This is a genomic window from Modestobacter versicolor (genome assembly GCF_014195485.1).
GTDB classification, from domain to species: Bacteria; Actinomycetota; Actinomycetes; order Mycobacteriales; family Geodermatophilaceae; genus Modestobacter; species Modestobacter versicolor.
In genome coordinates this window covers 3996944-4022929 of the sequence record NZ_JACIBU010000001.1, presented here as the reverse complement: position 1 = coordinate 4022929, position 25986 = coordinate 3996944, and the positions used below count along the sequence as shown (strand labels likewise).

Below are 25986 nucleotides of genomic sequence, written 5' to 3'. Positions count from 1 at the left end.
GGGTTCCGGATGTCGGCGCTGAGCGTAGGGAGCGGATGATTTCGGTGATGTTGCGCCGCGCGCGCGTCCATGCACCACTTCCTTGCGACTTTCAGCGATCAACGCAAGGAACTACGATCGGTTCGTGGACGACATCGACCGGAAGCTGGTGTCCCGGCTGGTCAAGGACGGGCGGGAGCCCTACGCCGACCTGGCGCGTGCCGTGGGGCTGTCGCTGTCGGCGACCAAGCGCCGGGTCGACCGGCTGGTGGCCGACGGGGCGATCCGCGGGTTCACCGCGGTCGTCGACCCGGTGGTGATGGGCTGGGCGCTGTCGGCGTCGGTCGAGCTGTTCACCACCGGGACGGTGCCGGTGGAGCGGATGAAGCGGGACCTCGACGCGATGCCGGAGGTCATCTCGGCGGAGACGGTGTCCGGCGGTGCGGACGCCGTGCTGCGGGTGGTCGCCTCCGACGCCCGGCACCTGGAGCGGGTCGTCAGCCGGTTGCGCGACCTGACCTACGTGCAGCAGACCAACACCGTGCTGCTGCTGAGCAACCTGCTGTCCCGGCCGACCCCGCTCACCACCGGCTGACGGCGACCGCCCGGGGGATCAGCCCCAGTAGGGCGGCGCGGACGGCGGCGGGGACGGTGGCCCGGTCGGCGGCCCGGTCGGCGGACCGGCCGGCGGCGCCGCGGGCGGGAACAGCGGCTGGGCGGCCGGGCCGGGCAGCCACCCCCGCGCGGGGCCGTACCGGTTGGGGCCGGCGTCGCCGGGCAGGAAGCCGTTGAGCACCAGCAGTGCCAGCCCACCGACGTAGGGCACCAGGCCCAGCAGCAGCCACCAGGCCGGCATGCCGCGGTCGTGCAGCCGGGTCGCGCTGGCCGAGATCGACGCCGGGGCGGTGAGCAGCAGCACGAGCACGACGACCGGGCCGTAGGCGGAGGCGTCGCCGGCGGCGACCGCGTCCAGGTCGACGTTGCCCAGCGACACGTCGGCGAGCAGGCCGAGCACGCCCAGCGCCGTCACCGGCAGCGAGTAGTGCAACCACCAGGTGCGCCGGTCGATGCGTCCGCGGCGCACATACCACTGCCAGAAGCTCACCGGGTCAGTGTCCCCCGCGCCGGCCACCTCGGGGCGGAGGCGGTCCGTAGCGGTTGGCGCGCGGCTGGGAGCCCAGCAGGCCGACGGTGACGACGAGCACCAGCCAGCCGATGCCGGGCAGCAGGTTCCACAGCAGCCACCACGCGGAGTGGTCCCGGTCGTGCAGCCGGGTGGTCATCGCCGCGACGTTGGGCACCAGCAGGACCAGCGCACCGATCGCGGTGACCGGTCCCCCGGAGTCCGGGAAGGGCCACAGGACGTCGAACCCGTCGCCGCGCTCGAGCCGCGGGTAGCTGTCCGGGAACCAGCGGGCGTCGACCAAGACGGCGACCGCGCCGATCACCACGAGCACCAGGACGTACCGCAGCCACCAGTCCCGACGCCGGGTCCGCCCGGTCGGGACGAACCAGGAGCCCAGCCCGGCGGCCCGGCTCATCCCTCGACGAGCTCCCGGCAGCCGGTGCCCAGGGAGCGCTGGGCGGCGGCCAGCACCCGGACGACGTCCCGGCCGAACGCCGCGTCGCAGGGGTGGGCGCCGCCGGTGAGGGCGGCGGCCTGCAGCTCGTCGACCGCCACCCGGTGGGCCTCCACCGCGGTGCCGGACTCGGGCAGCAGCACCAGCCGGCCGGCGTCCCCGTGCACCCACACGTCGATGCCGGAGGCGAGCTCGGCGACCGTGGAGGAGACGGTGGCCGTGCTCGCCCGGCCGCCGGGGTGGAAGAACGTCAGGTGCACGGTGTCGCCCTGGCCGGCACCGGCCTGCACCGCCGTCACCGGGCCGAGGGCGGGCACCAGCAGCGACAGCGCGTGCGGGCCGATGTCCCACAGCGCGCCGTGCTCGCGCCGCCAGGGGGTGTCGAACGGCGAGCCGGTCAGCCGGCCCAACCAGGTCACCGACCCGCCGGCCAGCGTGGTGCGGGCGGCCTGCTCGAGCCAGGTGGAGGTCGCCGTCCGGAAGCGGTTGGTGAAGAACACGACCGACGCGACGCCGGCCGCGGCGACGGCGTCGACCACCCGGTCGGCCGCCTCGGTCGACAGCGCGACCGGCTTCTCCAGCAGCAGGTGCTTGCCGGCGGCGGCGGCGCGCTCGGCGAGCGGGGCCTGCACGTCGGGCGGCAGGGCGAAGCTCACCGCGTCGACGTCGGCGAGCAGGGCGTCGACGTCGTCGGTGCCCGGGACGTCGAACTGCGCCCCGACCGCCTTCGCCTTCGCCAGGTCGCGCCCCCAGACGCCGACCAGCTCGGCGTCCGGGTGCCCGGCCAGCGACGTGGCGTGCACCTCGCCGGCCCAGAAGCCGGTGCCGAGCACGCCGAACCGCATGCTCACACGGCGCCGAACTGGCGGTCGCCGGCGTCGCCCAGCCCCGGGACGATGTAGGCGTGCTCGTTGAGCCGCTCGTCGACGCTGGCGGTGAAGACCCGCAGCGGCAGGCCGCTCTCCTCCAGCCGCGCGATCCCCTCCGGGGCGGCGAGCGCGCAGAGCACGGTGATGTCGGTGGCGCCGCGGTCGGTGAGCAGGGTGCAGCAGTTCACCAGCGAGCCGCCGGTGGCCAGCATCGGGTCGAGCACGAAGACCGCGCGGCCGACCAGCGACGCCGGCAGCGAGGCCATGTAGGGCTCCGGCTCGAAGGTGACCTCGTTGCGGGCCAGGCCGACGAAGCCCATCTGCGACTCGGGCAGCATGCCGTGCGCGGTGTCGGCCATGCCCAGGCCGGCGCGCAGGACCGGGACGATGAGCGGCGGGGCGGCGAGCCGGTAGCCGATCGTGTCGGTGACCGGGGTGGTGATCGGCTCCTCGGCGACCTGCAGGTCGCGGGTGGCCTCGTAGACCAGCATCTGGGTCAGCTCGCGCAGCGCCGCGCGGAAGGTGGCGTTGTCCGTGCGCTCGTCGCGCATCCGGGACAGGCGGGCGCGGGCGATCGGGTGGTCGACGACGGTCAGCTGCACGGCGCACACCGTATCCGCCCCGCTCCCGGCCTCGTCGGCACGCGGGCTACCGGGGGGCGGTCGCCTCCCGGCGGGCGCGTCCCCGGCCGGCGGCGGTCACGCCGTCCTGGTCGTCGTGGTGGCAGCGCTCCTGGTAGGCGAGCAGGTCGGCCAGCTGCACCCGGCGGTGGCGGCGCGGCTGGTCGTAGGGGATGACGCCGGAGTCCAGCAGCCGGACCAGCGTGGGACGGCTGACGCCGAGCAGGTCGGCGGCCTCCTGCGTGGAGAGCACCGGTTCGTGGCAGGACAGGGTCACCGGCCGCCCCTCGGCCAGGGCCGTCGCGGCCAGCCGCAGCACCTCGAGCATCTCGGCGGGCAGCTCCCAGCGGCGGCCGTCGGCGCCGACCACCGCCCACGCCGCCTCGCCCGGGACGGCGGCCGCCAGGTCGCGCAGCCGGTCGGCGGCGGCGGCGTCGGCGGGCGGGTCGACGGTGTGTTCACCAGCGGCGGCGGAGTGCACCGGCGCAGCATAGGCCGCTCCCGGCTCAAATCGAACAAATCGAAAGCCTTTGGTAGGGTCGGGACGTCGCCGCGTCGTCCTCGACGGCCGAGGTGTCCCCCCGAGCCGCCCGTCGAACGACCCCGGGAGACGCATGACCGCACTGCTCGCCCTGCACCTGGTGGCCGCCCTGGCCGCCCCCCTGCTCGTGCGCTGGTGGGGGCGGTCCGCCTTCCTCGCGCTGGCCCTCGTGCCCGGGGTGGCCCTCGGCTGGGTGCTGGGGCAGCTGGCCGCGGTCACCGGCGGCCGCGCGGTCACCGAGACGACGCCGTGGATCCCGGCCCTGGACCTGACGATCACCCTGCGGCTGGACCAGCTGTCGCTCACCCTGGCCGCGCTGGTCACCGGCGTCGGCGCGCTCGTGCTCGTGTACTGCTCCCGCTACTTCGAGCCCGGCGACGAGGGGCTGGCCCGCTTCGCCGGCACGCTGACCGCCTTCGCCGGCTCGATGCTCGGCCTGGTCCTGGCCGACGACATGCTCCTGCTCTACGTCTTCTGGGAGCTCACCACCGTCTTCTCGTTCCTGCTGATCGGCGGCTCGGGCTCGCGGCTGGCCGGACGCCGGGCGGCCAGCCAGGCGCTGGTGCTGACCACCGCCGGCGGGCTGGCGATGCTGGTCGGGCTGATCATGCTGGGCCAGGCCAGCGGCAGCTTCCTGCTGTCGGAGGTGGTGGCCGACCCCGGCAGCGGCCCGCTGGTCGTCGCCGGCACCCTGCTGGTGCTGGTCGGCGCGATCACCAAGTCGGCGATGGTCCCGTTCCACTTCTGGCTGCCCGCCGCGATGGAGGCGCCGACGCCGGTCAGCGCCTACCTGCACGCCGCGGCCATGGTGAAGGCCGGCGTCTACCTCGTCGCCCGGCTCGCCCCCGGGCTGGCCGACGTCCCGGGCTGGCGGCCGGTCGTGCTCGGCCTGGGCCTGGCCACGATGCTGGTCGGCGGCTACCGCGCGCTGCGCCAGAACGACCTCAAGCTGCTGCTCGCCTTCGGCACGGTCAGCCAGCTCGGCTTCCTGATGGTGCTGGTGGGCGCGGGCAGCGCCGAGCTCGCCGCGGCGGGGCTGGCGATGACCGTGGCCCACGCGCTGTTCAAGTCCACCCTCTTCCTCACCGTCGGGGTCATCGACCACGCCACCGGCGTGCGCGACCTGCGCCGGCTCTCCGGCCTGGGCCGCCGGCTGCCGGCCCTGGCGGTGATCGGCACGCTCGCCGCGGCGTCGATGGCCGGCCTGCCGCCGCTGCTGGGCTTCGTCGGCAAGGAGGCCGCCTTCACCGCCCTCTGGGACGGCGGGCTGCCCGACCGCACCGCAGCGGCGCTGGTGCTGGCCGGTCTGGTGCTCGGCTCCGCGCTCACCGTCGCCTACTCGGCCCGCTTCCTGTGGGGTGCGTTCGCCCGCAAGCCCGACCTGGCCCACGTCGAGCCGGTCGAGCTGGTGCACCCGCCGGGCGCGCTGTTCCTGGCCGCGCCGGCCGTCCTCGCGCTGTGCGGGCTGGTCGCCGGGGTCGCCAGCCCGCTGCTCGACCCCCTGGTCGCCGGCTACGCCGAGACCCTGCCGCTGCTCGCCGCGGAGGCCGAGCACCTGGCGCTGTGGCACGGCCTGCAACCGGCGCTCGCGCTGTCCGCGGTCACCGTCGCCGGCGGCCTCGCGCTGTTCGCCGCGCGGGCCCGCACCACCCGGCTGCAGCAGCGGCTGGCCGTCGGCGCCTCCGCCGACGAGGGCTACTGGAACACCCTGCAGGCACTCGACCGGCTCGCGGTGCTGGTCACCGGCACGACCCAGCGCGGCTCGCTGCCGGCCTACCTGGGCACCATCCTCGTCGCCGTCCTGGCCCTGCCCGGCAGCGTGCTGGTGTTCCGGGCGCCGTGGCCCGACGAGTGGCGGGCCTGGGACTCCCCCGTGCAGGCGCTGGTCGGCGCGACCGCGCTGGTCGCCGCGGTGCTGGCCATCCGGATCCGCCAGCGGCTCTCGGCGGTGCTGGTCGTCGGCGTCACCGGCTACGCGCTGGCGGTGCTGTTCATCCTGCAGGGCGCCCCGGACCTGGCGCTGACCCAGTTCCTGGTCGAGACGCTCACCCTGGTGACCTTCGTGCTGGTGCTGCGCAAGCTGCCCAAGGACATCACCGAGCGGCACCGGCCGCGCGAGCGGGCGCTGCGCGGGGTCGTCGCCGTCTGCGTCGGCGGGTTCATGGCCGCCGTGGGCGCCGTGGCGCTGGCCGCCCGCACGGCCGAGCCGGTGTCGGTCGACTACCCGGCGGAGGCCTACGAGTTCGGCGGCGGGCAGAACATCGTCAACGTCACCCTGGTCGACATCCGCGCCTGGGACACCCTCGGCGAGATCTCGCTGCTGGTGGTCGCCGCGACCGGCGTGGCCAGCCTGGTCTTCCTCCGCCGGCGCACCGGGGCGGTCGAGCGCGCCACCGACCCGGTCCCCACCTCGCCGGCCCCGGCCCGCTGGGCACCCCGCCACCGGTGGCTGGCGGCCAGCGCGCTGCTGCCGCCCCAGCGCCGGTCGGTGGTGCTCGAGGTCGTCACCCGGGTGCTGTTCCACACGATCGTCGTCTTCTCGCTGTACCTGCTCTTCACCGGGCACAACGAGCCCGGCGGCGGGTTCGCCGGCGGCCTGGTGGCCGGGCTGGCCCTGGTGCTGCGCTACCTGGCCGGCGGCCGGTACGAGCTGGGCGAGGCCGCCCCGGTCGACCCGGGGCTGCTGCTGGGCGCCGGGCTGCTGTTCTCCGGGGTCACCGGGGTGGTCGGGCTGGCGCTGGGCGCCGAGGTGCTGCAGACCGCGATCCTGGAGACCACCCTGCCGGTGCTCGGCGACGTCAAGCTCGTGACCTCGCTGTTCTTCGACATCGGCGTCTACCTGATCGTGCTGGGCCTGGTGCTCGACGTGCTCCGCAGCCTGGGCGCCGAGCTGGACCGCCAGGTCGACGAGGACGACCCCATCGACTCCACCCCCGAGGAGGTGATCGTGCGATGACCCCCACCGTCGTCCTGCCCGTGGTCATCGGTGGCCTGTACGCCGCCGGCGTCTACCTGCTGCTGGACCGCAGCCTGACCCGGGTGCTGCTCGGCTTCCTGCTGCTGGGCAACGCCACCAACCTGCTGCTGCTGTCGACCGGCGGGCCGGCCGGCCTCGCGCCGATCCTCGGCGTCGCCGAGCCGGAGGAGATGAGCGACCCGCTCCCCCAGGCCTTCGTGCTCACCGCGATCGTGATCACCTTCGGCATCTCGGCCTTCCTGCTGGCGATGATCTACCGCTCCTGGCGGCTCGTCCGCCAGGAGGTGGTCGGCGTCGACGAGGAGGACCGGCGGGTCGCCGCGCGCGAGGCGATGGACGCCGACGACCTCGACCCCGACGACCTCGCGCCTGACGACCGGCCGGCCGCCCACGCCGACAGCCTGTCCGCCGACCGGGACGCCGAGGCGGCCCTGCGGCGGCGGCACCCGGGCATCGCCTCCGACGACGTCGGCCTGCCCCCGACCCTGCGGAGCCGCTCGTGACCAGCGTCCTGACCCCGCTGCCGGTGCTGCTGCCGCTGCTCGGGGCGGCGGGTGCGCTGCTGGTCGGCCGGCACCCGCGGACCCAGCGGACGCTGAGCATCCTGGTGCTGTCGGCGGTGCTCGCCGTCTCGGTGGCGCTGCTGCTGCTGGCCGACGCGAACGGCGCCGAGGCGGTGTCGGTGGGTGGCTGGCCGGTGCCGCTGGGCATCGTGCTGGTCGTCGACCGGCTCTCGGCGCTGATGCTGGTCGTGGCCAGCACCGTGGCCCTCGGCGTGCTGGTGTTCGCCGTCGGGCAGGGCTCGGCCGACGGCGACGAGGAGACGCCGCTGTCGATCTTCCACCCGACGTTCCTGGTGCTGATCGCCGGTGTGAGCAACGCCTTCCTGGCCGGCGACCTGTTCAACCTCTACGTCGGCTTCGAGATCCTGCTGACCGCCAGCTACGTGCTGCTGACCCTCGGCGGCTCGGCGCCGCGGATCCGGGCCGGCATCACCTACATCGTGGTCAGCCTGCTCAGCTCGCTGCTGTTCCTCGCGGCGATCGCGCTGGTCTACGCCTCCACCGGCACGGTCAACATGGCCCAGCTCGCCGTCCGGGTCGCCGAGCTGCCCGAGGGCACCCAGCTGCTGCTGCAGTCGATGCTGCTGATCGCCTTCTGCATCAAGGCCGCGGTGTTCCCGCTGTCGGCCTGGCTGCCGGACAGCTACCCGACCGCCCCGGCGCCGGTCACCGCGGTGTTCGCCGGCCTGCTCACCAAGGTCGGCGTCTACGCGATCATCCGCACCCAGACGCTGCTGTTCCCCGACGGCGCGCTCGACGACGTGCTGATGTGGGCGGCGCTGGCCACCATGCTCATCGGCATCCTGGGCGCGGTGGCGCAGACCGACATCCGCCGGGTGCTGTCCTTCACCCTGGTCAGCCACATCGGCTACATGGTCTTCGGCATCGCCCTGGGGACGACGGCCGGCCTGGCCGGGGCGGTCTTCTACGTCGCCCACCACATCGCCATCCAGACCACGCTGTTCCTCGTCGCCGGGCTGGTCGAGCGGCAGGGCGGGTCGACGTCGGTCGACCGGCTGGGCGGGCTGGCCCGCTCGTCGCCGCTGCTCGCGGTGCTGTTCTTCGTGCCGGCGATGAACCTGGCCGGCATCCCGCCGCTGTCGGGCTTCATCGGCAAGCTCGGGCTGCTCGAGGCCGGGGTGGCCGAGGGCAGCTGGCCGGCCCTGGTGCTGGTCGGCGGTGGCGTGGTCACCAGCCTGCTCACGCTGATCGCGATCGCCCGGGTGTGGACCCGGGCGTTCTGGCGGCCGGCCGCGCAGGAGCCGGGCGCCGACACCGCCCGGGCGGCCGCCGCCGACGCCGGTCCGGAGACCGCCGCCGAGCCCGAGCCGGCCGCGGTGGCCGCCGGTGACGGCGCGGCGGGGCCGGCCGCCGGTGGGCGCGGGCCCGTCCGGGCCGCCGCCCGCCAGCGGGCCTGGGCCCGGCACACCGCCGTCGCCACCGACACCGCCCCCTCGCAGGACGGGTTCGGCGACCGGCACCGGGGCCGTCGCCCGCGACCCGACCGCCCCCTGCCGGGGGTGATGCTCGGCGCGACGATCGCGATGGTCACGGTGACCGCCGCGCTCACCGTGGTCGCCGGCCCGCTGTACGGCTTCACCGACCGGGCGGCGGGCGACCTGCGGGACCGCACCCCCTACCTGGAGTCGGTGCTCGGCGAGGAGACCCCCCGGTGACCGCCCCCGACGTGGCGCTGCGCCGGCTGCGCGACCAGCTGCCGCTGCTGGTCGCCCTGGTGCTGGTGTGGAACCTGCTCTGGGGCACCTGGTCGTGGGCGAACCTGATCTCCGGCGCGGTGGTCGCGGTGGCCGTCACCTGGCTGCTCCCGCTCCCGCCGGTGACCGACGGCGCTGGCTTCCACCCGGCGGCGGTGCTCCGGTACCTGCTGCGGTTCGCCTTCGACCTGGTGACCTCCAGCGCGCAGGTGGCCTGGGACGCGCTGCGCCTCGGCGGGCTGCGCAACGGCGCGATCATCTCGGTCCAGCTGCGCACCGACTCCGACCTGCTGATGACCATGGTCACCGAGACGCTGTGCCTGGTGCCCGGCTCGATCGTCATCGACCTGGACCGGGAGGCCGGCACCGTCGCGCTGCACCTGCTCTCGGTCCGTGACCTGGCCGCGGTCGAGGCCGCCCGCGCCCAGGTGCTGGCCACCGAGGAGCGGGTGGTGCGCGCCTTCGGCTCGGACGCCGACATCGCTGCGCTCGACCCGCAGCCCGACGAGCGGAGGACCCCCGCGTGACCGTCGTCTCCGTGCTCGCCTTCGCGATGCTGGGCACCGGCGTGCTGCTGGCGCTGGTCCGGCTCGCCCTCGGCCCCTCGCTGCTGGACCGGGTGGTCGCCACCGACGCCCTGCTGGTGATCGTCTCCGCCGGGCTCGCCGTCTACGCGGCGCTGACCCGCAACCCGACGGTCGTGCCGGTGCTGGTCGTCGTGTCGCTGCTGGGCTTCGTCGGCTCGGTGTCGGTGGCCCGCTACATCGGCGGGATGCTGATGGAGTCCACCGGTGACGGCCAGGACGTCGGGCTGCCACCGGCGGCCGAGGGCGCGGCCGCCGACCGGGCCGCCCCCACCGAGGAGGCCCGGGCGTGAACGACGTGGACTCCGTCGCCGACGTGATCGCGATGGTCTGCCTGCTGGTGGGCGCGTTCCTCTGCCTCACCGCCGGGCTCGGGCTGCTCCGCTTCCCCGACGTGCTGTCCCGGATGCACGCCGGCACCAAGCCGCAGACCGCCGGCGTGCTGCTGATCATGGTCGGCGGTGCGATCCGGCTGACCGGGTCGTCGGTGACCTGGATGCTGCTGCTGGTCGCCGCCTTCCAGCTGCTCACCGCACCGGTCAGCGCGCACATGGTCAGCCGGATCGCCTACCGCCGCCGGCACGTCCGCCGCGACCTGCTGCTCGTCGACGAGCTCGGCAGCGCGCCGGGGCAGCCCGGCGACCCCCGCGGCGACGAACCGGCCGACGGCGAGGACCGGACCGGGCGCCGACCGGGGTGACGGCCCGTCCGGCCGTGCCGGGTGGCAGTGGAGAATGCCGGGCATGACCCACGTGCTGGACCCGGGCGCGCTGACCGGTGGGGGCAGCCTCACCGGCCCCCTGCCGGACCCGTTCGCCGACGTGACCCGCTCGAACGACGCCTTCCGCGCCTTCCTGCACGGCCTCCCCGGCGTCGACCAGGTCGGCGCCGAGACCCGGGTGAAGGTGCTCGGCACCCGCTCGATCAAGACCACCGCCAAGGCGTGGGCGATCGACACCGCCATCTCGATGGTCGACCTGACCACCCTGGAGGGCTCGGACACCCCGGGCAAGGTGCGCTCGCTGGCCGCCAAGGCCCGCCGCCCCGACCCCGAGGACCCGGGCTGCCCGGCGGTCGCCGCGGTCTGCGTCTACGGCGACCTGGCCGGGGTGGCCAAGGAGGCGCTGGCCGGCACCGGCATCAACGTCGCCGCCGTCGCCACCGCCTTCCCCAGCGGCCGGGCCAGCCGCGCGGTCAAGCTGGCCGACGTCCGCGACGCCGTGGCAGGAGGCGCCGACGAGATCGACATGGTCATCGACCGGGGCGCGTTCCTCTCCGGCCGGTACCTCGACGTCTTCGACGAGATCGTGGCGGTCAAGGAGGCCTGCGGGTCCGCGCACCTCAAGGTGATCCTGGAGACCGGCGAGCTGGTCACCCTGGACGCCGTCCGCCGGGCGTCCTGGCTGGCGATGCTGGCCGGCGGCGACTTCATCAAGACCTCCACCGGCAAGATCTCCCCCGCCGCGACCCTGCCGGTCTGCCTGGTGATGCTCGAGGCGGTGCGCGACTTCCGCGCGGCCACCGGCCGCCAGGTCGGCGTCAAGCCCGCCGGCGGCATCCGGACGACGAAGGACGCCGTCAAGCACCTCGTGCTGGTCAACGAGACCGCGGGTGCGGACTGGCTGTCCCCGGACTGGTTCCGCTTCGGCGCCTCCAGCCTGCTCAACGACCTGCTCCTGCAGCGCCAGAAGCTCCGCACCGGCCACTACAGCGGCCCCGACCACGTGAGCGTGGACTGAGATGACCAGCCTCTTCGAGTACGCCCCGGCGCCGGAGTCCCGCTCCATCGTCGACATCCGGCCCAGCTACGGGCTGTTCATCGACGGCGAGTTCACCGACGGCACCGGCACCCCGCTGAAGACGGTGAACCCGGCCACCGAGGAGGTGCTCAGCGAGGTCGCGACCGGCAGCACCGAGGACGTCGACCGCGCCGTGCGCGCCGCCCGGCGGGCGTTCACCCGGGTGTGGGGCCCGATGCGGCCGGCCGACCGCGGCAAGTACCTGTTCCGGATCGCCCGGCTGCTGCAGGAGCGGGCCCGGGAGTTCGCCGTCCTGGAGACGCTGGACAACGGCAAGCCGATCCGGGAGTCCCGCGACGTCGACGTCCCGCTGGCCGCGGCGCACTTCTTCTACCACGCGGGCTGGGCCGACAAGCTCGAGCACGCGGGCCTCGGGCCGGCCCCGCGCCCGCTGGGCGTGGCCGGTCAGGTCATCCCGTGGAACTTCCCGCTGCTGATGCTGGCCTGGAAGGTCGCCCCGGCGCTGGCCGCCGGCAACACCGTCGTCCTCAAGCCGGCCGAGACCACGCCGCTGACCGCGCTGCTGTTCGCCGAGGTCTGCCGGCAGGCCGACCTCCCGCCGGGCGTGGTCAACATCGTCACCGGCGCCGGCGAGACCGGGCGGGCGGTGATCAGCCACCCCGACGTCGACAAGGTCGCGTTCACCGGCTCGACCGAGGTGGGCCGCTCGATCGCCCGGGCGGTCGCCGGCACCAGCAAGCGGCTGACCCTGGAGTTGGGCGGGAAGGCGGCCAACATCGTCTTCGACGACGCCCCGGTCGACCAGGCCGTCGAGGGCATCGTCCGCGGCATCTTCTTCAACCAGGGGCACGTCTGCTGCGCCGGCTCCCGGCTGCTGGTGCAGGAGTCGGTGCACGACGACGTCGTCGCCGCGCTGCAGCGGCGGATCGGCACGCTGCGGGTCGGCGACCCGATGGACAAGAACACCGACCTGGGCGCGATCAACTCCGCCGAGCAGCTGGCCCGGATCACCGAGCTCACCGCCGCGGGCGACGCCGAGGGCGCGCACCGCTGGCAGCCCGAGGGCGAGCTGCCCGACCGCGGGTTCTGGTTCAAGCCGACCGTCTTCACCGACGTCTCCCCCGCGCACCGGATCGCCCGCGACGAGGTCTTCGGGCCGGTGCTGTCGGTGATGACCTTCCGCACCCCCGACGAGGCGGTCGCGAAGGCCAACAACACCACCTACGGGCTCTCGGCCGGCATCTGGTCGGAGAAGGGCTCCCGGATCCTGAAGGTCACCGACCAGCTGCGCGCCGGCGTCGTGTGGGCGAACACCTTCAACGAGTTCGACCCCACCTCGCCGTTCGGCGGCTACAAGCAGTCCGGCTACGGCCGCGAGGGCGGCCGGCAGGGCCTGGCCGCCTACCTCTCCGAAGGGCACGAGAAGTGAGCGACCGCCTCGCCGTCCGCAAGACCTACAAGCTCTACCTGGGCGGGGCGTTCCCCCGCTCGGAGTCCGGGCGCACCTACGAGGTGCACGACGCGAAGGGGCACTTCCTGGCCAACGCCGCCTGGGCCTCCCGCAAGGACGCCCGGGACGCCGTCGTCGCCGCCCGCGGCGCGTTCCCGAAGTGGTCCGGCGCGACCGCCTACAACCGCGGCCAGGTGCTTTACCGGGTCGCCGAGGTGATGGAGGGCCGGGCCGCCCAGTTCGCCGAGGAGGTCGCCGCCGGCGAGGGGCTGTCGTCGTCCAAGGCGCGGGCCGAGGTGGACGCCGCCATCGACCGCTGGGTCTGGTACGCGGGCTGGACCGACAAGCTCGCCGCCGTGCTGGGCAGCACCAACCCGGTCGCCGGCCCGTACTTCGGCTTCTCCGTGCCCGAGCCCACCGGGGTCGTCGCCGTGCTCGCCCCGCAGCGCAGCTCGCTGCTCGGCCTGGTCAGCGTGCTCGCCCCCGTGCTGGCATCGGGCAACACCGCCGTCGTGGTGAGCTCCAAGGACCGGCCGCTGCCGGCGATCACCCTCGGCGAGGTGCTGGCGACCTCCGACGTCCCCGGCGGGGTGGTCAACCTGCTCACCGGCGACGCCGCGGAGATCGGCCCCTGGCTGGCCGAGCACGCCGACGTCGACGGGATCGACCTGGCCGGTGCGCCCGCACCGCTGGCGATGGAGCTGGAGCGGTCCGCGGCCGGCACGATCAAGCGGGTGCTGCGGTCCGGCGCCGAGGAGCCGGACTGGACCGCCGACCCCGGCCTGTCCCGGATGCGGCCGTTCCTGGAGACCAAGAGCGTGTGGCACCCCATCGGCGTCTAGACGGGCCGAGCGGGTTCCCGGGGGCATCGGGCAGGATCGTCCCGTGTCCCGCCCCAGCATCGTCCCCATCGCCCTGACCCTCGACGACCGCACGGGCTACACGCTCTGGGCGCCGCCCTGGGAGGAGGACGGCGAGGAGTGGCAGGCGTTCCTCGGCAGCACCGTCGAGGTGCTCGCCGACATCAACGACGACGACCCTGAGCCGCCGCGCCCGACGGCCGTCGTCCACCTGTTCCCCTCCCCCGCCGCGCTCGCCGCGTTCTGCCGGGTGAACACCGACCACGACCTGGCCGACCACCCGGTCTGGCCGGTGGTGGCCGAGCTCAGCGCCGCTGACCTCACCCCTGACGAGGACCACCGCTTCGACCTCGACGGCGTCTACGACGTGGTCGCGGAGAACCCCGACCGCTGGGCCGTCGAGGAGCTGGCCGCGACCTTCGACATCGTCGGGCGGCTGGCCGAGTGCTGCGACACCGCCGCGGACGACGAGGACGAGGACACCGACGACGAGACCGGCTTCGAGTCGGTCGCCGACCTGGTGTCCCGCCCGGAGGCCGCGGCGCTGGGCCTGGGCATCGACGCGTTCCTCGGCCGGGACGGCGAGGAGTCCTGGGTGCGGCTGGGCACCGCCATCGACGAGCTCTGGGAGGACGTCCTCGAGGAGCTCGACGAGCACCTCGACTGGACCGGCGCGGGCACCGTCTCGGTCGAGGACTACCCGTCGGCAGCCGAGGAGGCCGAGTCCCGGGCCGCCGAGCCCGAGGACGACCCCGACGCCGACGTGGACGAGGACCTGGTCGACGACGAGGACGACGCCCCGGTCCGCCGCCCCGCGGCCGGCTCCACCGCCGCGGCCCCCGCGGAGGCCGCCACCGCCGGCATCCGCACGATCCGCAGCGGCAGCCCGCTGCGCGCGACCCCCGCGGCCGTCGCCGCCGCCCAGGAGTTCTGGGAGGCGGTGGGCATCCTGCCCGTGGAGGTCGTCGTCCCCGAGGGCGCCGGGCTGACGCTGCGCTGCTACGTCGAGGACCGGGCCCGCTTCCTGGGCCGTGACGGCCAGGTGTTCGTCTTCCCGACGCCGGTCGAGCTGGCCCGCTTCTGCGCCGGTGACGAGGCCCACGACCTTACCGAGATCGCCTCCTGGCCCGAGGTCGCCGACACCGACACCCTGCCGCTGCCGGCCGACCAGGACCGCTACGACCTGGTCGAGATCTCCGAGGTGCTCGCCGAGGTCGCCCAGGGTGCCGGCGGCCTGGTCGAGCACCGCGCGCTGCTGCAGCCGGTCGAGGGCGTGCTCGACCTGGCCGAGTACGCCGAGCTGCCGCGCGTGCAGCAGCACCTCGCCGCCGGGGCGCCGCTGGGCCGGGCCCTCGCCCGCGCCGAGAGCGACCCGCGGGCACCGCTGGCCGCCGAGGAGGCGCCCGCGCTGCTCACCGCGTGGGCGCAGGTCGTGGAGGACGTCGGCACGGCGCTGGTCTTCCGCAGCGACGTCGTCCGCTAGCCCGGGGGCCGCGCTGCCCCGTTGATCATGGGCGTCTGGCCGCGGAACGCGCCGGTGACGGCGTGTCCCGGGGCAACGGCCCCATGATCAACCACCAGGACTGAGCACAACGGCAACGACCGGCCCCCGCAGTGCGGGGACCGGCCGTTGCCGTTGCTGGTGCTGCTCAGCCGCGTCCGGGAGGACGGGGCCCCTCGTCAGAAGGAGCGAGCCGGGCGCGCGGGGCGGGCGCCGGGGCGCTGCCCCTCGCTCGAGCCGCGGTACCCACCGGGACGACGGTCCCGGGAGTCCCCGCCGGAGCGGCGCTCGCCGCCGTAGGAGCGATCCCGGTCGCCGTAGGAGCGCTCGCCCTGCGGGCGGTCTCCGTACGAGCGACTGCGGTCGCCACCGAAGGAGCGGTCCCCGGAGGGACGGTCACCGGCACCGGCGGTGCGATCCCGATCGCCGTAGGAGCGCTCGCCCTGCGGGCGGTCTCCGTACGAGCGATCGCGGTCGCCGGCCGGACGGCGCGGTCCGCTGCGGAACCCACCCGGACGGTCACCGGCGGGGCGGCGCCCGTCGCGGCCACCGGCCGGCCGGCGCGACTCGCGCACCGGACGGACGATCGGCTCGACGAACGTGCCACCGGCGACCAGGTCGGCGATGGGCTGGTCACCCGGACGGATCCGGGTCACCTGCGGGTCCAGCTTGGCCTGGCGGAACCGGCGCTTGGCCTGTCCCACCTGGTCGGGCAGCAGCAGGGAGACCACGACACCCGCGGCACCGGCGCGCGCGGTGCGGCCGGAGCGGTGCAGGTAGGTCTTGTGGTCTGCCGGCGGGTCGTAGTGCAGCACCAGGCTGACGTCGTCGACGTGGATGCCACGCGCGGCGACGTCGGTGGCGACCAGCACCGGGCTGCGGGCGTCGGTGAACGCCTCCAGCGCGCGGCGGCGGGCCGACTGCGGGAGACCACCGTGGATCGCCTCGGCCTGGATGCCGACGTGCTGCAGGTTGTCGGCGAGCCGGTCGGCCCCGTGCTGGGTGCGCACGAAGATGATGATCCGGCCCGGGCGGGCGGCCATCGCCTCGGCGATCTTCAGCTTGTCCGGGAAGGACACGCTGTAGGCGAGGTGCTCGGCCTGGGGGCCGCTGTCCTCGGCCTTGGCGACCTCGTGGCGGGCCGGGTCCTTGAGGTAGCGGCGGACCAGGGTGTCGACCTCGCCGTCCAGCGTCGCCGAGAACAGCAGGCGCTGGCCGTCGGCCTTGGTCTGGTCGAGCAGCTCCTTGACCACCGGCAGGAAGCCGAGGTCGGACATGAAGTCGGCCTCGTCGATGACCGAGACGACGACCTCGGAGAGGGTCGCCTCGCCCTGGTTGATCAGGTCCTGCAGCCGGCCGGGGGTGGCGATGAGCACGTCGACGCCGCGACGCAGCTGCTGGATCTGGCGGTACATCGAGGCGCCGCCGTAGACGGCCGCCAGCTGCACGCCGTTGCTCTGGCCGAGGGGGGCCAGGTTGTCGTGCACCTGCTGGGCCAGCTCGCGGGTCGGCACCAGGATCAGGCCGCGGGGTGCGCGGCGACCGTGCTGCACGTCCGCGCCGAGGCGGGCCAGCAGCGGCAGGCCGAAGGCCAGCGTCTTGCCCGAGCCCGTGGCGGCCTTGCCGAGCACGTCGCGCCCGGCGAGGGCGTCCGGCAGGGCGGAGGTCTGAATGGCGAACGGGTGGCGGATCCCCTTGCGCTCGAGCGCGGTGACCAGCAGCTGCGGCAGGCCCAGCTCGGCGAAGGTCGGGCCGGTGGGCTCGGCCGGGGTCTCGGGGGTCTCCTCGGTCACGGCGGCCGTGGCCTCGGGGAGGTCGAACTCAGGTGCGGTGTTCTGGACGTCGACAGAGTCGAACGAGGACAAGCGGGAACTCCGATACAGATCGGTGCGCGTCCCGTGGTGATGCTGACCGCCGGATGCCCGGCGTCCACACTGGTGATCGTCGCCGTCTGCGATGACGCGTGATCTGCACGGATGCGCTGCCCGGACAGGACCGTCCGGGAGGATGACCGGCACTCACCGGCACGATCAGGTTAGCAGCGTGGGGCCCGGAATGATTCCCGAGCTGTTCGGCCGCGTCGCAGGGACCCGCCGCGAGCTCGCGAGTGGTGGGGGGCGACGGGGTCCTTCGGGTGCCCCGCCCTGGTCATCCGGCGAGCGCGGCGAACCCCGGCCGGACGACGTCGGCCAGCAGCCGGGCCCGCTCGGCGTCGTCGAGGAACGCGCTGGTCAGCGCCTGTTCGGTGACCGCCTGCACGTCCGCCCAGCCCCATCCGTGGGTCGCCGCGACGTCGGTGAGCTCGCTGGTCACCGAGACCCCGCTCATCAGCCGGTTGTCGGTGTTGAGCGTCACGGCGAAGCCGGCCCGGTGCAGCCGGTCGACGGGGTGGGCGGCCAGCGACGGGTACGCCCCGGTCTGCACGTTGGACGACGGGGCCACCTCCAGCGGCACCTGCTCGTCGAGCACCCGCTGCGCGACCGGGCCCAGTGCACCCTCGACCGGCACCTCGTCGGCGATCCGGACGCCGTGGCCCAGCCGCTCCGCCCGGGCGCCGTCCAGCGCCGCCCGGATCGACCCGGTGCCGGCCGCCTCGCCGGCGTGGATGGTGCGGTGCGCTCCGGCGCGGTCCAGCAGCGCGATCGCCTCCGGGATGCGGTCCGGCGGGAAGCCGTCCTCCGGGCCAGCGAGGTCGAAGCCGACCACCCCGGCGTCCCGGTACCGGACGACCTGCTCGGCCACCTCGACCCAGCGGTCGGCCTGCCGCATGGCGCACAGCAGCGTGCCGACGACGATCGGGTGGCCGGCGGCAGCGGCCTCGCGACTGCCCTGGGCGTACCCGTCGAGCATCGCCTCGACCGCAGTCTCCAACGGCATGGCGGTGAGCAGCTCGGGCGCCATCCGCACCTCGGCGTAGACCACCCCGTCGGCGGCCAGGTCCAGGGCGCACTCGCGGGCCACCCGCTGCACCGCGTCGGGGTGCTGCATCACCGCGACGGTGTGCGCGAAGGTGAGCAGGTAGCGCTCCAGCGAGCCGGAGTCGGCGGCCTCGCGGAACCAGCGGCCGAGCGCCTCGGGCTCGTCGGCCGGGAGGCCCCGGTAGCCCAGCTCGCCGGCCAGCTCCAGCACCGTCTGCGGCCGCAGCCCGCCGTCCAGGTGGTCGTGCAGCAGGACCTTGGGAGCGCGGCGGAGGGAGTCGGCGTCCAGTGGTGCGGCGGGCATCCCCGCACGCTACCCAGCCGGGCGCGGGGCGTTCCGGGGCCCCTACTTGACCCCGCGGTCCTGCCAGGTGAACGTGCGCACGCACAGCAGCAGGCCGACGACGCACCAGACGGCGAGCACCAGCGCGACCCGGCCGAGCTCCCAGGTACCGGCGGGCTCCTGCGCCGCCAGCGCGTCGGGCAGGAACACCGAGCGCAGCCCCTGGGCCATCCACTTGAGCGGGAAGACCGCGGCGACGGTCTGCAGCCAGGTCGGGACCTCGCTGAACTGGAAGAAGACGCCGGAGATGAACTGCAGCACCAGCGCCACCGGGGTGACTGTGGCCGATGCCGACCGGCCGTTGCGCGCCAGGCTGGAGACGGCGATGCCCAGCAGCGTGCAGGCCGCCGAGCCGAGCGCGGCCACCCAGGCGAAGGTGACCCAGCCGGTGCCCGAGGGCAGGTCGATGTCGTAGAACAGCGACCCGATCGCCAGCAGGATCGCGATGATCAGCACGGTGACCGCGAAGACCTGCACGACCTTGCCGACGAAGTAGGCGCTCTTGGGCATCGGCGTGCCGGCCAGGCCCTTGAGCGTGCCGTCGGACCGCTCGGTGGCGATGCCGATCGCCATGTTCTGCAGGCTCGCGCCGAGGATGCCGGCGGCGATGACCCCGGCCATGAAGTACTGGGTGAACGAGACGCCGCTGCCCAGGTCGTAGTCGAGGACCGCGCCGAAGACCAGCAGCAGGATCACCGGGAAGAACAGCGTGAAGACGACGGACTCGCGCTGCCGGAAGAACTCCTTGAGCTCCACCCCGGCCCGGGTCCGGCAGACCGTCACGATCGACGGGAGCGAGCGGTCCGTGGTCGTCGTCATGCGGGCTCACCGATCATGCGCAGGTAGACGTCCTCCAGGGTGGGGCGGGCGACGGCCAGGTCCGGCACCTCGCCGGGGAACCGGGCGGCCAGCTCGGCGACGAACGCGGTGGGGGTCGCGGTCTCGGCGGTGCGCCGGACGCCGCCCTCGGTCCAGTGCACGACGGCGGGCGCGGTGCCCCGGCCGCCCAGCTCGCCGGGCACGGCCACCTCGACCAGCCGGCCGCGGGCGATCACCCCGACCCGGTCGGCCAGCTCCTCGGCCTCGTCCAGGTAGTGGGTGGTGAGCAGCATCGTCGTCCCCAGGTCGCGCAGCGACCGGATCAGCGACCAGAACTGCCGGCGCGCCTCGGGGTCGAACCCGGTGGTCGGCTCGTCGAGGAACAGCAGCCGGGGGCGGCCGACGATGCCCAGGGCGACGTCGAGCCGGCGCCGCTGGCCACCGGACAGGGTGCGGCCGCGGGAGCCCGCCTTCTCGGTGAGCCCGACCAGCTCCAGCACCTCCGCCGGGTCGCGGGCGTCGGGGTAGTAGGCGGCCTGCGCCCGGAGCAGCTCCAGGCAGGTCAGCTGGCTGTCACCGGCGCCGGACTGCAGCACGATGCCCAGGTCGGCCTTCCAGCGCCGCCCGCCGCGGGCCGGGTCGACGCCGAGCACCCGCACCTCGCCGCCGTCCCGGTGCCGGTACCCCTCCAGCACCTCCACGGTGGTGGTCTTCCCCGCACCGTTGGGGCCGAGCAGGGCGAAGATCTCGCCGCGCCGGATGTCCAGGTCGACCCCGTCGACGGCGTTGCGGTCGCCGTAGCGCTTGACCAGCCCGCGCACCGAGATCGCCGCGTCGGGGTCGAGCTGGCTCGGGACGGGCGCGGACACGGTCGACGGACGGCTCACGAGCCGACAGTGTCCTCTCCCGAGCTGTGTGACCTGCGCCCGGTCACGAGATCCGGTCGAGCACCAGCGGGAGCGGCTCGTCGTCGGTGTCGACGCCGATCGCGCCCTCGAGCGCCTCCAGCGCCCGCGGGATCCGGGCGGCGTCGTCGGTCTGCAGCTCCAGCAGCGGCTGGCCGGCGGTCACCTGCTCCCCCACCCCGGCGGTCCAGACGACGCCCGCGGCGGCCGACACCGGGTCCTCCTTGCGCGCCCGGCCCGCACCGAGCCGCCAGGCGGCGACCCCGAGCGCGTAGGCGTCCAGCCGGGTGAGCGTGCCGGTGGCCGGCGCGGTCACCACGTGCCGCTCGGCCGGCTGCGGCAGCGCGGCGTCCGGGTCGCCGCCCTGAGCGGCGATCATGCGGCGCCAGACGTCCATGGCGCGGCCGTCGGCGAGGGCGTCGGCGGGGTCGACGTCGTCCCGCCCGACACCGGCGAGCATCTCCCGGGCCAGGGCGAGGGTCAGCTCGACGACGTCGGCCGGCCCGCCACCGGCGAGCACCTCCACCGACTCGGCGACCTCGACCGCGTTGCCCGCGGCCCGGCCCAGCGGCCGGTCCATCGCGGTCACCAGGGCGACGGTGCGCACGCCGGCCGCCTCGCCCAGGCCGACCATCGTGCGGGCCAGCGTGCGGGCGTCGGCCGGGTCGCGCATGAAGGCCCCGGAGCCGGTCTTCACGTCCAGCACCAGCGCGTCGGCGCCCTCGGCGATCTTCTTGCTCATGATCGAGCTGGCGATCAGCGGGATCGACTCGACCGTGCCGGTGACGTCGCGCAGCGCGTAGAGCACCTTGTCGGCCGGCGCCAGGTCGTTGCCGGCCGCGCAGATGACCGCGCCGACGTCCCGGAGCTGCTGCACGTACTCCTCGTCGCTGAGCGACGCCCGCCAGCCGGGCACCGCCTCCAGCTTGTCCAGGGTGCCGCCGGTGTGGCCGAGCCCGCGGCCGGACAGCTGCGGCACGGCGACACCGCAGGCGGCGACCAGCGGCGCGAGGGGCAGGGTGATCTTGTCGCCGACCCCGCCGGTGGAGTGTTTGTCGGCGGTCGGCCGGCCCAGCGCGGAGAGGTCCTTGCGGACGCCGGAGTCGATCATCGCCTGGGTCCACACCGCGAGCTCGTCGGGCGACATGCCGCGGAAGAACACCGCCATCAGCAGCGCGCTCATCTGCTCGTCGGGCACCTGGCCGCCGGTGTAGGCGCCGATCACCCAGCGGATCTGCTCGGCGGAGAGGGCGACCCCGTCCCGCTTGGCGCGGATGACGTCGATCGCGTCGAAGGGCGACGTCATGAGATCTCCTCGCTGGCGCTCGTCGACCACATGCCGGACGTCGCTCCACCCATCCGTGACCTCGCGAGCTCGGTCACCGACGCTCCGCCGCCTTCACCAGGTCCTCGGGGCCGAACGCGTCGGGCAGCACCTCGCGCATCGGCACGATGCCCAGCGACACCGTCTCGATCAGCATGTCCGCGCCCCCGTGCTCCCAGAGCAGCTGCCGACAGCGGCCGCAGGGCATCAGCGGCCGGCCGTCGCCGCCCACGCACGCGACGGCCACCAGCCGGCCACCGCCGCTGCGGGCCAGGTCGCTGACCATCCCGCACTCCGCGCACAGGCCCAGCCCGTAGGAGGCGTTCTCCACGTTGCACCCGGTGACCACCCGGCCGTCGTCGACCAGGCCGGCCACCCCCACCGGGAAGTGCGAGTAGGGCGCGTAGGCGTGCGTCATCGCCTCGCGCGCGGCCGCGCGCAGCGCGTCCCAGTCGAGGTCGGGGATGGCGGGCACTAGTGCTCTCCTCGTCGGTAGACCAGCCCGTCGGCCTTGGGCATCCGCAATCGCTGGGAGGCCAGCGAGAGCACCAGCAAGGTGGTCAGGTGCGGGGTGAAGGAGACGATCCCCTCGGGGAGCTCGTCGACGGTGAGGAAGGCGACCAGCGCGGCCGCGGCGAAGACGGCGGCCAGCACCGCCTGGGTCCGCTTGCCGCGCAGCGCCTGCCAGACCGCCACCGCGGCCAGCAGGACGGCGATGAGCAGCAGCAGGGCGACGACCGCCGTGGCGCTGCGCAGCTGCAGCGCGTCGGCGAAGCCGAACAGCCCGGCGCCGGCGGCGAGGCCGCCCGGGCGCCAGTTGCCGAAGATCAGCGCGGCCAGGCCGATGAACCCGCGGCCGCCGGTCTGGCCCTCGCGGTAGATGGTGGCGATGAAGACCAGGAAGACGCCGCCGAGGCCGGCCAGTGCGCCGGAGATGATCACCGCGATGTACTTCAGCCGGTACACCGGCACGCCCAGGGAGTCCGCGGCCGCCGGGTTCTCGCCGCACGAGCGCAGCCGCAGCCCGAACGCCGTCCGCCAGAGCACCAGGTAGGAGGCCGGGATGAGCAGCACGGCCAGCACGGTCAGCACCCCGACGCCGTTGGTGAGCCCGCGCAGCAGCCCGGCGACGTCGGACAGCAGGAACCAGTGCTTGCCCTCGAGGTCACCGAGCAGGTCGGGGCCGGAGGAGAGCACCGGGAGCGAGAACGACGGCGGCCGGGAGGACAGCGGCGGTGACTGGGTGACGCCGCCGCCGGCCGCGTTGTCGGTGTAGAGCAGCTCGGAGAGGAACCGGACGACGCCCTCGGCGAGGATGTTGATCGCCACACCGGAGACCACGTGGTCGACGCCGAAGGTCACCGTGGCGATGGCGTGCACCAGCCCGCCGGCCGCACCGAAGACCGCACCGCCGATCAGCGCACCGGTCCAGCCCCACTGGTAGCCGGCCCAGCCGGCGCCCCAGGTGCCCAGGATCATCATGCCCTCGAGGCCGATGTTGACCACGCCGGCGCGTTCGGAGAAGAGACCGCCGAGGGCCACCAGCGCCAGCGGCACGGCGAGCAGCAGGGCCGCGGAGAACGTCGAGGACGACGTGAGCGCCTGCTCGCCGGAGATCACCCGGACCGCCGAGAAGAGCACCACGAGGCCGAGCAGCAGGTAGAGCACCCGGCGCTGCGGGTTGCGGCCGAGCAGCCGGTCGGTCAGCGCGCCGCGGCTGGGCGCGGGCGTCGTCGTCGCGGTGCTCATCGCCCTGCTCCCTGCGGCTGTGCGGTCGTGAGGCCCGGGCCGGTGGCCGAGCCGGGCCCGTCGTCCGGCGGCGGCCCGCCACCGGGGCCCTGCCCTCCACCGGTGCTGCCGTCGCCGGTGCTCGGCGGCGCGACCGCGTTGCCCCGCTCGGCCTGGCGGCGGGTGAGCCGGCGGGCGACCTCGTTGGCGATGACGACCGAGAGCACGATCGTGCCCTGGATGATCGTGACCACCGAGGCCGGGATGTCGGCGAACTGCAGCGGGATGGCGGCGCGGTCCAGGAAGCCGAACAGCAGCGCGCCGAGCGCGATCCCGACCGGGGTGTTGCGGCCCAGCAGGGCGACCGCGATGCCCAGGAAGCCCAGGCCCGAGGTGAACTCGGTGCCGTAGTTGTGCTGGTCGCCGAGCAGGTCGGGCAGGCCGATGAGCCCGGCGATCGCCCCGGAGATCAGCATCGTCTTGATCACCATGCCGCGGGCGTCGACCCCGCTGGCGGTGGCCGCCGACGGCGACAGGCCGCTGGCGCGCAGGTCGAAGCCGAAGCGGGTGCGCTTGATCAGCACCGACACCACGACGCCCACGACGACCGCGACCAGCAGGAAGCCGTAGAGCTCGGTGCGCGGCTCGGCCAGCCCCAGCACCGAGAAGACCCCGTTGAGCCCGGGGAACCAGCCGGACTCGGGGACGTCGGCGGTGGTGATGATCGAGGCGCCCGGCTCGCTGCCCCGCAGCGGCCCGGTGAGCAGGAAGGACGCCGTCCCCAGGGCGATGAAGTTCAGCATGATCGAGCTGATCACCTCGCTGACCCCGCGGGTGACCTTGAGCAGCGCCACGATGCCGGCCCAGATGGCGCCGACCGCCATCGCGACGACGACGATCAGCAGCACGTGCAGCGGGCCCGGCAGCGCGACGGCCGCGCCGACCGCGGCGGCCAGGATCGTGGCCAGCCGGTACTGCCCCTCGACGCCGATGTTGAACAGGCCCATCCGGAACGCCACCGAGACGGCGAGACCGGCCAGGAACAGCGGCACGGCCCGGTTGAGCACCACGACCATGGCCTGCGTCTGCTGGCTCGGGGTGTCGCCGAAGTCGAACATGACCCGGACGGCGGTGAACGGGTTCTCGCCGATCAGGGTGATCACCAGCGCGGAGATGGCCAGCGCGACGACGATGGCCAGGACCGGCGCGAGCAGCGCCAGGCCGGTGCGGCGGAGGAGGGTCACGCGGCACCGACCGTGGTGTCCCGGGCGCCGGTCATGTGGCCACCGAGTTCCTCCGGCGTCAGCGACGCCGGGTCGAGCGTGGCGACCAGCGCCCCGCGGAGCATGACGTGCAGCGTGTCCGACAGGCCGATGAGCTCGTCGAGGTCCGCCGAGACCAGCACGATCCCCATCCCCTCAGCGCGGGCGTCCTTGAGCAGTTCCCAGATGACCGACTGCGCGCCGACGTCGACGCCGCGGGTCGGGTGGGCGGCGATGAGCAGCCGCGGTCGCGCGCTCATCTCCCGCCCGACGATCAGCTTCTGCTGGTTCCCGCCGGACAGCGCCACGGCGAGGGTGTCGGGCCCGGGGGCCCGGACGTCGTAGTCCCGCATGATCCGCTCGGTGTCCGCCCGGGCGCCCTTGCGGTCGATGAAGGCGCCCTTGACCGCCGGCGGGCGGGTCTGGTGGCCGAGGATCCGGTTCTCCCAGAGCGGCGCCTCGAGCAGCATGCCCTGGCGGTGCCGGTCCTCCGGGATGAAGCCCAGCCCCTGCTCGCGGCGGCGACGGGTCGACCACCCGGCGATGTCGTCGGCGCCCAGCACGATGCTGCCGGCGGCCAGCGGGCGGAGCCCCATGATCGCGTCGACCAGCTCGGCCTGACCGTTGCCCTCGACGCCGGCGATGCCGACGACCTCGCCCTCGCGGACGGTCAGCGAGACGTCGTCGACGGCGGGGCGGCCGCCCACGGTGGCCACGGTGACCCCGCGCAGCTGCAGCACCGGGGTGTCGCGGACGGTGGACGTGCGGGTCTGCGGCGTGGGCAGCTCGGCGCCGACCATCATCTCGGCCAGCTGCTTGGCCGTCGTCGTCCGCGGGTCGGCCTCGCCGACCGTCGTGCCGCGGCGGATGACGGTGATCGAGTCGGCGACCTTGCGCACCTCGTCGAGCTTGTGCGAGATGAAGATGACGGTGAGGCCCTCGCGCTTGAGCTCGGCGAGGTTGCCGAACAGCTCGTCGACCTCCTGCGGCACCAGCACCGCGGTCGGCTCGTCGAGGATCAGCGTGGTGGCACCGCGGTAGAGCACCTTGGCGATCTCGACGCGCTGCCGGTCGCCGACACCGAGGTCCTCGACCAGGGTGTCGGGGTCCAGGCCCAGCGCGTAGCGGTCGGAGATCTCCCGGATCCGGCGGCGGGCCTCGGCGCGGTCCAGCCGGCCGCCCTTGGTGGGCTCGCTGCCCAGGACCACGTTCTCCAGGACGGTGAAGTTGTCGGCCAGCATGAAGTGCTGGTGGACCATGCCGATGCCGGCGGCGATGGCGTCGGCCGGGCTCTTGAAGGTGACCGCCGTCCCGTCGAGCAGGATCTCGCCCTCGTCGGGGCGGTGCATGCCGTACAGGGTCTTCATCAGCGTCGACTTGCCGGCGCCGTTCTCCCCGACGATGGCGTGCACCTCGCCGCGCCGCACGCGCAGCTCGATGTCCTTGTTGGCCACCACGCCGGGGAAGCGCTTGGTGATGCCGCGCAGCTCGACCGCCAGCGGTGCCGACTCGTTCAACGGGGTCTCCTGGGTGCCGGGAGGGCGGGTGGACCGGGGTCTCGTGACCGGAGGTCTTCCGGTCACGGGTGGGTCGGGCGGTGTGTCGTCCGACGCGGAGACGGTACACACGGAAAACGGCGGGCCCGGGGGCGTGTACGCCCCCGGGCCCGCCGCGTCCGTGCTGCTCAG

At 74.4% G+C, this 25986-nt stretch carries 25 protein-coding genes; 11 read left to right on the top strand and 14 right to left on the bottom strand.

Annotated features, from left to right (window positions below; all coding sequences use genetic code 11):
* The first annotated feature begins 124 nt into the window (after positions 1-124).
* Complete coding sequence (locus FHX36_RS19725) at positions 125-574, top strand: Lrp/AsnC family transcriptional regulator (RefSeq protein ID WP_110551132.1); 450 nt, start codon at positions 125-127, stop codon at positions 572-574.
* An 18-nt stretch (positions 575-592) separates the two neighbouring features.
* Here the strand turns inward: FHX36_RS19725 and FHX36_RS19720 are convergent, their stop codons facing one another.
* Genes FHX36_RS19720 through FHX36_RS19700 form a run of 5 tightly spaced genes read right to left on the bottom strand, consistent with a single transcriptional unit; the run spans position 593 to position 3529 of the window.
* On the bottom strand, positions 593-1084 hold the full coding sequence (locus FHX36_RS19720; RefSeq protein ID WP_181428662.1) for a DUF805 domain-containing protein: 492 nt from the start codon (positions 1082-1084) through the stop codon (positions 593-595).
* A gap of 4 nt (positions 1085-1088) precedes the next feature.
* Entirely contained in the window at positions 1089-1520 is a 432-nt protein-coding gene (locus FHX36_RS19715) for a DUF805 domain-containing protein (protein WP_110551130.1), read from the bottom strand.
* On the bottom strand, positions 1517-2404 hold the full coding sequence (locus FHX36_RS19710) for a Gfo/Idh/MocA family protein (protein WP_110551129.1): 888 nt from the start codon (positions 2402-2404) through the stop codon (positions 1517-1519). Before FHX36_RS19710 ends, FHX36_RS19715 begins: the two co-directional genes overlap by 4 nt.
* Before the next feature lie 2 nt (positions 2405-2406).
* On the bottom strand, positions 2407-3030 hold the full coding sequence (upp, locus tag FHX36_RS19705; protein WP_110551128.1) for a uracil phosphoribosyltransferase: 624 nt from the start codon (positions 3028-3030) through the stop codon (positions 2407-2409).
* A 46-nt stretch (positions 3031-3076) separates the two neighbouring features.
* Positions 3077-3529 carry a helix-turn-helix domain-containing protein gene (locus FHX36_RS19700; RefSeq protein WP_220035833.1) on the bottom strand — a complete coding sequence of 151 codons (453 nt, stop codon included), beginning with the start codon at positions 3527-3529 and terminating at the stop codon, positions 3077-3079.
* Positions 3530-3662: 133 nt separating this feature from the next.
* Between FHX36_RS19700 and FHX36_RS19695 the strand changes: the two genes are divergently transcribed.
* Genes FHX36_RS19695 through FHX36_RS19650 form a run of 10 tightly spaced genes read left to right on the top strand, consistent with a single transcriptional unit; the run spans position 3663 to position 14981 of the window.
* Positions 3663-6545 (top strand): Na+/H+ antiporter subunit A, encoded by a 2883-nt coding sequence (locus FHX36_RS19695; protein WP_110551127.1) that lies wholly within the window; start codon positions 3663-3665, stop codon positions 6543-6545.
* Positions 6542-7069, top strand: a complete 528-nt coding sequence (locus FHX36_RS19690; protein ID WP_110551126.1) for a Na(+)/H(+) antiporter subunit C — start codon at positions 6542-6544, stop codon at positions 7067-7069. The genes FHX36_RS19695 and FHX36_RS19690 overlap by 4 nt, the downstream gene beginning before the upstream one ends.
* Positions 7066-8805 carry a Na+/H+ antiporter subunit D gene (locus FHX36_RS19685; RefSeq protein ID WP_183514048.1) on the top strand — a complete coding sequence of 580 codons (1740 nt, stop codon included), beginning with the start codon at positions 7066-7068 and terminating at the stop codon, positions 8803-8805. The genes FHX36_RS19690 and FHX36_RS19685 overlap by 4 nt, the downstream gene beginning before the upstream one ends.
* A complete protein-coding gene (locus tag FHX36_RS19680; protein ID WP_110551671.1) occupies positions 8802-9371 on the top strand; it encodes a Na+/H+ antiporter subunit E in 570 nt (189 codons plus the stop codon). Before FHX36_RS19685 ends, FHX36_RS19680 begins: the two co-directional genes overlap by 4 nt.
* Positions 9368-9721, top strand: a complete 354-nt coding sequence (locus FHX36_RS19675; protein ID WP_110551670.1) for a monovalent cation/H+ antiporter complex subunit F — start codon at positions 9368-9370, stop codon at positions 9719-9721. The genes FHX36_RS19680 and FHX36_RS19675 overlap by 4 nt, the downstream gene beginning before the upstream one ends.
* Positions 9718-10128, top strand: coding sequence for a monovalent cation/H(+) antiporter subunit G (gene mnhG / locus FHX36_RS19670; RefSeq protein WP_110551669.1), 411 nt, complete (start codon positions 9718-9720; stop codon positions 10126-10128). The genes FHX36_RS19675 and mnhG overlap by 4 nt, the downstream gene beginning before the upstream one ends.
* A gap of 43 nt (positions 10129-10171) precedes the next feature.
* The gene (deoC, locus tag FHX36_RS19665) at positions 10172-11167 is read left to right on the top strand and encodes a deoxyribose-phosphate aldolase (RefSeq protein WP_246405520.1); all 996 of its coding nucleotides are present in this window, start codon (positions 10172-10174) and stop codon (positions 11165-11167) included.
* A 1-nt stretch (position 11168) separates the two neighbouring features.
* Positions 11169-12617: an aldehyde dehydrogenase family protein gene (locus FHX36_RS19660; protein WP_110551668.1), complete on the top strand. Its 1449-nt coding sequence runs from the start codon at positions 11169-11171 to the stop codon at positions 12615-12617.
* Positions 12614-13480, top strand: a complete 867-nt coding sequence (locus FHX36_RS19655) for an aldehyde dehydrogenase family protein (RefSeq protein ID WP_110551667.1) — start codon at positions 12614-12616, stop codon at positions 13478-13480. The genes FHX36_RS19660 and FHX36_RS19655 overlap by 4 nt, the downstream gene beginning before the upstream one ends.
* A 43-nt stretch (positions 13481-13523) precedes the next feature.
* A complete protein-coding gene (locus tag FHX36_RS19650) occupies positions 13524-14981 on the top strand; it encodes a hypothetical protein (RefSeq protein ID WP_110551666.1) in 1458 nt (485 codons plus the stop codon).
* A gap of 197 nt (positions 14982-15178) precedes the next feature.
* On the opposite strand, the gene FHX36_RS19645 is transcribed toward FHX36_RS19650, so the two are convergent.
* The 9 genes from FHX36_RS19645 to FHX36_RS19605 form a co-directional block, all read right to left on the bottom strand.
* The gene (locus tag FHX36_RS19645) at positions 15179-16864 is read right to left on the bottom strand and encodes a DEAD/DEAH box helicase (RefSeq protein WP_110551665.1); all 1686 of its coding nucleotides are present in this window, start codon (positions 16862-16864) and stop codon (positions 15179-15181) included.
* A gap of 283 nt (positions 16865-17147) precedes the next feature.
* Positions 17148-18221, bottom strand: coding sequence for an adenosine deaminase (locus tag FHX36_RS19640; RefSeq protein WP_110551664.1), 1074 nt, complete (start codon positions 18219-18221; stop codon positions 17148-17150).
* Positions 18222-18263: 42 nt separating this feature from the next.
* The gene (locus tag FHX36_RS19635; protein WP_110551663.1) at positions 18264-19079 is read right to left on the bottom strand and encodes an ABC transporter permease; all 816 of its coding nucleotides are present in this window, start codon (positions 19077-19079) and stop codon (positions 18264-18266) included.
* Positions 19076-19966, bottom strand: coding sequence for an ABC transporter ATP-binding protein (locus FHX36_RS19630; RefSeq protein WP_258372650.1), 891 nt, complete (start codon positions 19964-19966; stop codon positions 19076-19078). The genes FHX36_RS19635 and FHX36_RS19630 overlap by 4 nt, the downstream gene beginning before the upstream one ends.
* A 43-nt stretch (positions 19967-20009) precedes the next feature.
* The gene (locus FHX36_RS19625) at positions 20010-21290 is read right to left on the bottom strand and encodes a thymidine phosphorylase (RefSeq protein ID WP_183514046.1); all 1281 of its coding nucleotides are present in this window, start codon (positions 21288-21290) and stop codon (positions 20010-20012) included.
* 73 nt (positions 21291-21363) lie between these two features.
* Positions 21364-21783, bottom strand: coding sequence for a cytidine deaminase (locus FHX36_RS19620; RefSeq protein ID WP_110551661.1), 420 nt, complete (start codon positions 21781-21783; stop codon positions 21364-21366).
* The gene (locus tag FHX36_RS19615; protein ID WP_110551660.1) at positions 21783-23057 is read right to left on the bottom strand and encodes an ABC transporter permease; all 1275 of its coding nucleotides are present in this window, start codon (positions 23055-23057) and stop codon (positions 21783-21785) included. The genes FHX36_RS19620 and FHX36_RS19615 overlap by 1 nt, the downstream gene beginning before the upstream one ends.
* A complete protein-coding gene (locus FHX36_RS19610) occupies positions 23054-24280 on the bottom strand; it encodes an ABC transporter permease (RefSeq protein WP_110551659.1) in 1227 nt (408 codons plus the stop codon). The genes FHX36_RS19615 and FHX36_RS19610 overlap by 4 nt, the downstream gene beginning before the upstream one ends.
* Positions 24277-25815, bottom strand: coding sequence for an ABC transporter ATP-binding protein (locus tag FHX36_RS19605; protein ID WP_110551658.1), 1539 nt, complete (start codon positions 25813-25815; stop codon positions 24277-24279). Before FHX36_RS19605 ends, FHX36_RS19610 begins: the two co-directional genes overlap by 4 nt.
* Between the last annotated feature and the right edge of the window lie 171 nt (positions 25816-25986).